General features: G+C 58.0%; 1 protein-coding gene. It reads left to right on the top strand.

The window, feature by feature from the left end:
- Window positions 1–224 precede the first annotated feature (224 nt).
- Window positions 225–1,448 (top strand): IS256 family transposase, encoded by a 1,224-nt coding sequence (locus GX466_08230; protein NLH94182.1) that lies wholly within the window; start codon window positions 225–227, stop codon window positions 1,446–1,448.
- Window positions 1,449–1,626: the final 178 nt, after the last annotated feature.

Below are 1,626 nucleotides of genomic sequence, written 5' to 3'. Positions count from 1 at the left end.
TGGCCAGTACATCGGCCAGCGGGACGGGACGGATTCCTACATGCCGATCATCAGAGACGTTCAGCTGCGCCTAACGGACTCGGACATAGAACGCATGGTGAAAGTTGAGTCCGATATAATGCTGTAAAATGGCCTTTGATCTGCGACGATGGGTATGGAAAGGCCATCGATTCTCCGGTAGAATTGGAGTTGGTACCAACCAATTATCTACAGGAGGAGAACCAATGGCCCGATATCAGATTACCATATCCGACGAGCAACTGCACGGACTTCTTCAAGGAGATCGTGGTCTGGCCGATCTGCTTGAGGCCGTGCTCAACCAGGTGCTTCAGGCGCAGGCCACTGAGTATGTGAAGGCTGAACCCTACGAGAGAACCGAGGAACGGGTAGGTTACCGCAATGGGACTAGGGAACGTCCGATTACGACGCGCGTAGGCAGGTTGACGCTTGAGGTTCCTCAGTTCAGGCAAGGTAAGCTGCCGGTCGACATGTTCGAGCGTTACCAGCGCAGCGAGCAGGCGCTAATCGTCACGCTTATGGAGATGGCGGTGAACGGGGTCTCGACTCGCAAGATCAAGAACATCACCAGGGAGCTGTGCGGCGTCGAGTTTTCCAAGTCCACGGTATCGGATCTGCTGAAAGGGTTGGATCCCGTGGTGCGCGAATGGATTGACCGGCCCATTGGAACGTATCCGTTCCTGATTGTCGACGCCATCGTGATCAAGATACGCAAAGGCGGCCGCGTAAGAACCCATAGCATGCTCATGGCCACTGGAGTAAACCCCGAAGGGATTCGCGAGATCCTTGGCCTATGGCTCGCCGACAGCGAGAAGGAGACCTCCTGGAGAGACTTCTTCAAGTGGCTGAAGGGCAGAGGCCTGGCCGGTGTGGACCTAGTAGTCTCGGACGACCATGGAGGACTGGTCAACGCGGTAGCCGTCGAGTTCCAGGGTGCGTCCTGGCAGCGTTGCCAGACGCATTTCACCAAGAACATTCTGGATGCGTGTCCGAAAGCCGTTCAGCACGACCTGCATTCGAGGCTGCGCCTCATGTTCGAGGCGCCCGACATGGATACGGCAAGGGTACTGCTGGATGGGATAATCGATGACTTCGGAGCCAAGGCTCCAGGTGCGATAAGCAGGCTCGAAGCCGGGTTTGAGGATGCGATGGCGGTCATGGCTCTGCCCGAATGCATCCGCAAGAGGCTGCGAACCACCAACTGCGCCGAGCGCCTGAACGAAGAAGTCCGAAGGCGTGAGCGGGTCATCAGGATATTCCCGAACGACGAGTCCGCCATCAGGCTGATCGGAGCCGTGTTGATGGAGATAGACGAAACTTGGTCGACCGGTCGCCGCTACCTGAACATGGAGGAATACTGGCGATGGAAGCAGGCGTGCGAATCGGGCGAGGCTCAACCGTTGCCGATTGCAGCACAGCGGGCGGCCTGAACTCTCTAGCATGACACGCCAAGCCGGTAGCTGCCGTCCCCTCCGGCGCAGGCCGAGAGGCAAGCGGCATGCATAGTAGGAACCTTGGTCTCGGCATCGCTTGCCGCGACGCCGAGCCGGAGTACAATGCTCACCGGGCTTGGGTGGAATAGCCAACTGCGGCAAGTTGAACCAACGG

The sequence above is a fragment of the Candidatus Cloacimonadota bacterium genome (genome assembly GCA_012516855.1).
GTDB lineage: Bacteria > Cloacimonadota > Cloacimonadia > Cloacimonadales > Cloacimonadaceae > Syntrophosphaera.
Note: the sequence above shows the minus strand (reverse complement) of the source record. Positions and strands in the feature narration are given on the sequence as shown.